Here is a 5589-nt window from a genome sequence, read left to right as displayed (position 1 = left end):
GGTGGCCGATTCGCTCCGCGCAAACCTCAAGGCACCCGTGCGCGCGATCGATTGGCAGGAACAGAATCGCTCGCTGTTTCAGGCGCTCAAACTGGAGCGGCTCGGTATGGGCGTGATCCTCCTGCTCATCGTGGTCGTGGCGGCGTTCAACATCGTGAGTACGCTCACGATGGTGGTATCCGACAAGACCCGTGAGATCGGCATCCTCCGGGCGATGGGGATGCCGGCGAAGTCGATTCGTCGGATCTTTCTCTATCAGGGAATCGTTGTAGGTGCAGTGGGCACGGGTGGGGGCGTGGCGATTGGACTATTCCTTTCACTGTTGCTCGAGAAATACCAGCTGATCTCACTCGATCCCTCGGTCTACTTCATCGACCATTTACCGGTGGCCATCCAGCTTCCTGACGTGCTGCTGATCGTGGTGTCGAGTCTCGTGATCACGGCATTCGCCACGCTGTATCCTGCGGCGCAGGCGGCGCGGTTATACCCGGTCGACGCGATCCGTCATGAGTGAGTTGATTTCGGCGGAGTTCGCTGCCACCGGTGGCGCGCGGTCCGACGGACTACCGGTTGTTCATGCGGAGGGGCTCGTCAAGGAATTCCGGGGCGGCGATGGCGGCGTGATCCGGATCCTCGACGAGGTCTCGATTACGGTGAAGCGCGGCGAGATGGTCGCCGTTGTCGGTGCGAGCGGGGCGGGGAAGAGCACCCTGCTGCACGTCCTCGGTGCGCTGGAGCGGCCGTCGGCGGGTCGCATCGACCTTGCTGGGCAAAGCGTCGGTGGTCTTGACGACGAGGCCGTGGCCAGGCTCAGGAACCGTGCGGTCGGGTTCGTGTTTCAGTTTCATCATCTCCTGCGTGAGTTCTCCGCGCTGGAGAATGTGATGATGCCTCTCCGCATTGCAGGTGTCGCGGACCGCATCGCCCGGGAGCGGGCCGAGCATTTGCTGGAGCGGATGTCGCTGACGGCGCGCCGTCATCACCGGCCGGGTGCGATGTCTGGTGGCGAGCAGCAGCGTACCGCCGTGGCGCGCGCGTTGGCGGCGGAGCCCGCGCTGTTGCTGGCCGACGAGCCCAGCGGAAATCTCGACCTGTACAATGCGGAACGGCTTCATGATCTCTTCTCGGAACTTGCTCGTGATCTCTCGTTGGGTCTGGTCGTCGTGACCCACAATCAGGCGCTGGCCGCCCGAGCCGATCGGGCGCTATTGTTGGAAGGAGGACGGTTGGTGGTGACGAACGGTCTCGGAACGGACGGCTGATGATCTGCGATAACTGCAAAGAGCGCGACGCCGTCGTGCACCTGACACGCATCGTGGACAACGCCGTCACGCAGCTCCATCTTTGCGAGAAGTGCGCAGCGGCGAAGGGCGTGGAGACCACGGTCGCCGTTGCGCAGCACCCGCTGGGAGACATCTTGCAGGCCGTGCAGCAGCAGGCGTCGACGACCAGTGAAGACGCGGCAGCCTGCTCGTTCTGTGGAGCCACCGCGCGTGATTTCCGGGCCAGTGGGCGTCTGGGATGTCCGCACTGCTATGACGCGATGGAGAAGAGCCTCCGCGAGCTGTTGCGTCGACTGCACGGCAGCTCCCGGCACGTGGGCCAGCGGTACAATGCGCCGGTAACCCATGTTGCGACGCCGAAGCCTGACTCGGTTCACGATCTACGGGATCGCCTGCAGCGGGCGGTGGATACCGAGCAGTTCGAACTGGCCGCCGAGTTGCGCGACCGCATCAAGGTGATCGAATGACGTCCCCACGACCGGCCCTGAATCTGTCGCTGCTGCCCGACGGCGGGGTGCGCTGGCTAGACGCGTCGGGTCCGAACGCGGATGTCGTGATCTCGACCCGGATGCGTCTCGCCCGCAACGTCACGGGGTACGCCTTCACCGGTCGCGCCCGCGACGGCGAACGATTGCGGATGCTGGCTCAGGTACGTGACGCCCTCAGCGGGGTTCCCTCGTTGAGTGGCAGCTTGTTGGTTCGTCTCGAGGAGTTGGCCACGGTCGACCGGCAGTTGCTTCACGAGCGTCATTTGGTCAGCAAGGAGCTGGCGGGACTCGATCCGCAGCATCCCATTCGCTCCGGGGCCGCCGTGTTCCTGGGTGAATCGGTGGGCCTGCTCGTGAACGAGGAAGACCATCTTCGCTTACAGTCGCTGCGGTCGGGGTTCGCCGTTCCCCAGGCGTTCGAGGCGGTGCACCGTCTGGATCAGGAGCTCGGCTTACAGGTGCCGTACGCGTTCCATCGCGAGTTCGGCTTCCTGACGGCCTGTCCGACGAACGCCGGCACGGGGCTTCGCGCCTCGGTCCTGATTCACCTTCCGGGGCTGGTGCTCACCAAGGAAATCGGCAAGGTGCTGGCCGGGTTGCAACAGATGGGGCTGACCTATCGCGGATTGTACGGCGAAGGCAGTGAGGTGGTAGGAAATTTCTTTCAGCTTTCGAACCAGACCACGCTGGGACGTTCGGAGGAAGAGCTGCAGGACCTGCTGGTCCGCGTCGTACGCCACGTGATCGAACGCGAGGAGGAAGCACGTCGTGTGCTGGTCCGAGATGCGGGCTATATTATCGAAGACAAGTTGTGGCGTGCTTACGGAACGCTGCGGTACGCCCGCAGTCTGACCTTCGACGAAGCCATGAACTACCTGAGTGGAGTACGACTGGCGGTGGGACTGAAACTGATCACGGGTCTCAGTGTATACACACTCAACAAGCTCCTGATTTTTGCCCAGTCGGCGCATCTGTCTCATCTCGAGCAGCGTGCGTTGACGGAAAGCGAGACCAATCTGGCGCGCGCCAAATACGTGCGGCACGTATTGGTGAGCGAAGGCGGCGGCGTCGAATGATCCGCTTCCCTACGACCCTGAGGGGACGATGAACGGCTACAACTTCACCGAGCGGGTGCGAAAAGTTCTCGCGATGGCACGCGAAGAAGCGGCGCGCCTGCACCACGAGTATGTGGGCACCGAGCATATCCTGCTCGGCCTGATCCGCGAGGGTGAGGGCGTTGCGGCGGCGGTGCTGCAAAACCTCAACGTGGATCTCGACGACGTCACCCAGAAGATCGAGGACACGGTCAAGAAGGGGAAAGCGGCACAGGCCACTGGACCTGATCTGCCGTATACCTCGCGCGCCAAAAAGGTGCTCGAGCTCGCGATGGCTGAAGCCCGCGATCTCAATCACAGCTACGTCGGTACCGAACATCTGCTGCTGGGCCTCCTTCGTGAAGAGAAGGGGATCGCCGCACAGGTGTTGACCGACGCGGGCGTCAATCTCGAAGCGGCTCGAGCGGAAACGCTGCGTTTGCTTGGCACGGAAATGCCGCAGGGTGGACAGGCGCCGCAGGCCGACAAGGCCGGGAGCGTCCCGCCGACGGCGGCACCGGCCAAGGGCGACAAGAAGTCGAAGACGCCGGCCCTCGATCATTTCTGCCGCGACCTGACGCAGCTTGCTGCCGAGGGCCAGCTCGATCCGACGATCGGGCGCGCGAAGGAAATCGAGCGGGTGATGGAAGTCCTCACGCGCCGGAAGAAGAACAACCCGGTGCTGATCGGCGAACCGGGTGTGGGCAAGACGGCGATCGTGGAAGGACTCGCGCAGTTGATCGCCAACGGCGACTGCCCGGATTCGCTGCGTGACAACCGCGTGCTCTCGCTCGACATGGCGGCGGTCATTGCCGGCACCAAGTACCGCGGTCAGTTCGAAGAGCGTCTCAAGGCGGTCATGAACGAGATCGCGCAGAACAAGCAGGTCATTCTGTTCATCGACGAGCTGCATACGCTCGTGGGTGCCGGTGCAGCTGAAGGCGCGATCGACGCCAGCAACATGCTCAAGCCAGCCCTCGCGCGCGGCGAACTGCAGTGCGTCGGGGCGTCCACGCTGAACGAGTACCGCAAGTACATCGAGAAGGACGGAGCCCTCGAGCGTCGATTCCAGACGGTCGTGGTCGAGCCACCCTCGATCGATGAGACCGTGCAGATCCTCCAAGGGCTGCGAAAGAAGTACGAAGACCACCACCGTGTGAACATCCCTGACGAGACGTTGCTTGCCGCGGCGAAGCTGTCGGAGCGGTACATCACCGACCGTTTCCTGCCGGACAAGGCGATCGACGTGATCGACGAGGCAGGCGCGCGGGCGCGTCTGGCGGCGCAGGTGCCCCCGGCCGAAGTGGCTGAACTCAAGGAACAGCTTGAAGCGCTCAACGCCGAGAAGGAAGCGGCGGTGCGCGATCAGAACTTCGAGCGGGCCGCGTCGTTGCGAGACAACGAGCGCGATCTGCAGGCGCAGATCCGCCGCAAGCAGGAAGACTGGGAGCAGCGGCGTCAGTCGCACCGTCCCACGCTGGGTGAGGAAGAGATCGCGTTCATCGTGAGTCGCTGGACGGGCATTCCCGTCACGCGTCTGCAGGAAGCGGAGACAGCGCGTCTGCTCCGCATGGAGGACGAGTTGCACGAGTCCGTGGTCGGTCAGGACGAGGCCATCAAGGCGCTTGCCCGCTCGATCCGCCGCAGCCGCGCCGGCCTGAAAGATCCGCGTCGTCCGATCGGCTCGTTCATCTTCTCGGGGCCGACAGGCGTCGGTAAGACCGAGCTTGCGCGTTCGCTGGCCAAGTTCCTGTTCGCCGACACGTCGGCTCTGATTCGCGTCGATATGAGCGAGTACATGGAGAAGTTTTCCGTGTCGCGACTCATCGGGGCCCCGCCGGGGTACGTGGGCTACGAAGACTCGGGGACGCTCACGAAGGCCGTGCGACGCAAACCGTACTCGGTCATTCTGCTGGACGAGATCGAGAAGGCGCACCCGGACGTGTTCAACATCCTGCTGCAGGTGCTCGATGAGGGTCACCTCACGGACAACTACGGCCGGCTGATCGATTTCAAGAACACCGTCGTCATCATGACGTCGAACGTGGGCGCTCGGGACATCACGCGGGGTAAGTCACTGGGCTTCGCCGGCAACGATGCGCGCGGGGATTTCGAGCGTATTTCGGAGAAGGTGAAGGAGGAAATGGGGCGCGTATTCAACCCTGAATTCCTCAATCGTCTCGACGACGTGATCGTGTTTCACCCGCTCGGGAAGGAGCACATCTCGAAGATCGTTTCTATCCTGTTCGCCGACGTGCAGAAGCGTCTGGCTGAGGAGGAGATTACGATCAAGCTGACCGACGCGGCGACCGAGTTCCTGGTCGACCACGGGCACGACGAGCACTACGGCGCTCGTCCGCTCAAGCGGGCGATTCAGCGGTACATCGAGGATCCGCTGTCCGAGAAGATTCTGACGGGCGAGTTCTCCAAGGGGGATGAGGTCGAAGTGGCGGTCTCGACCACCGAGAAGGAGAAACTGGAGTTCCGCGTTCTGTCCCCGACGCCTCAGGCGTAACGCGGGATCAGCGGCGGCCGGACCCACGGGTCCGGCCGCTTGCTGTTTGCTGTATATTCAAAGGCTATGCTGAAGAGCGTCCCCAAAAGAAAGGCCCAGTTGGTGTTGGCCGGTATCGCCCTGTTTGCGTCTGCGGTTGCCCCTCGAGCAGCGGCGGCTCAAGACGTAACAGGGCGCTGTGCGTCCCCCGACTCCATTGCGATCCGTGG

Annotated in this window: 5 protein-coding genes; all 5 read left to right on the top strand. The window is 63.2% G+C overall.

Annotation, left to right across the window (positions count from 1 at the left end; translation table 11 throughout):
• Positions 1-514, top strand: a 514-nt coding sequence (locus tag ACESNG_RS19630) for an FtsX-like permease family protein (RefSeq protein ID WP_373058573.1), incomplete at its 5' end; no start/stop codon positions are given.
• Positions 507-1262, top strand: a complete 756-nt coding sequence (locus ACESNG_RS19625) for an ABC transporter ATP-binding protein (protein WP_373058571.1) — start codon at positions 507-509, stop codon at positions 1260-1262. The genes ACESNG_RS19630 and ACESNG_RS19625, both read left to right, overlap by 8 nt.
• Positions 1262-1750, top strand: a complete 489-nt coding sequence (locus ACESNG_RS19620; RefSeq protein WP_373058569.1) for a UvrB/UvrC motif-containing protein — start codon at positions 1262-1264, stop codon at positions 1748-1750. The genes ACESNG_RS19625 and ACESNG_RS19620 overlap by 1 nt, the downstream gene beginning before the upstream one ends.
• Complete coding sequence (locus tag ACESNG_RS19615) at positions 1747-2847, top strand: ATP--guanido phosphotransferase (protein ID WP_373058567.1); 1101 nt, start codon at positions 1747-1749, stop codon at positions 2845-2847. The genes ACESNG_RS19620 and ACESNG_RS19615 overlap by 4 nt, the downstream gene beginning before the upstream one ends.
• Positions 2848-2875: 28 nt before the next feature.
• On the top strand, positions 2876-5380 hold the full coding sequence (locus ACESNG_RS19610) for an ATP-dependent Clp protease ATP-binding subunit (RefSeq protein ID WP_373058565.1): 2505 nt from the start codon (positions 2876-2878) through the stop codon (positions 5378-5380).
• The last annotated feature ends 209 nt before the right edge of the window (positions 5381-5589 follow it).

It is taken from the genome of Gemmatimonas sp. (genome assembly GCF_041689975.1).
In the GTDB taxonomy this organism is placed as follows: domain Bacteria; phylum Gemmatimonadota; class Gemmatimonadetes; order Gemmatimonadales; family Gemmatimonadaceae; genus Gemmatimonas.
This window is presented reverse-complemented; position numbering and strand designations above follow the sequence as displayed.

Excerpts from the sequence above, each read along its gene's own strand:
- ACESNG_RS19625 (WP_373058571.1), top strand. The coding sequence starts at position 507 with ATGAGTGAGTTGATTTCGGCGGAGTTCGCTGCCACCGGTGGCGCGCGG.
- ACESNG_RS19620 (WP_373058569.1), top strand. The coding sequence starts at position 1,262 with ATGATCTGCGATAACTGCAAAGAGCGCGACGCCGTCGTGCACCTGACA.
- ACESNG_RS19615 (WP_373058567.1), top strand. The coding sequence starts at position 1,747 with ATGACGTCCCCACGACCGGCCCTGAATCTGTCGCTGCTGCCCGACGGC.
- ACESNG_RS19610 (WP_373058565.1), top strand. The coding sequence starts at position 2,876 with ATGAACGGCTACAACTTCACCGAGCGGGTGCGAAAAGTTCTCGCGATG.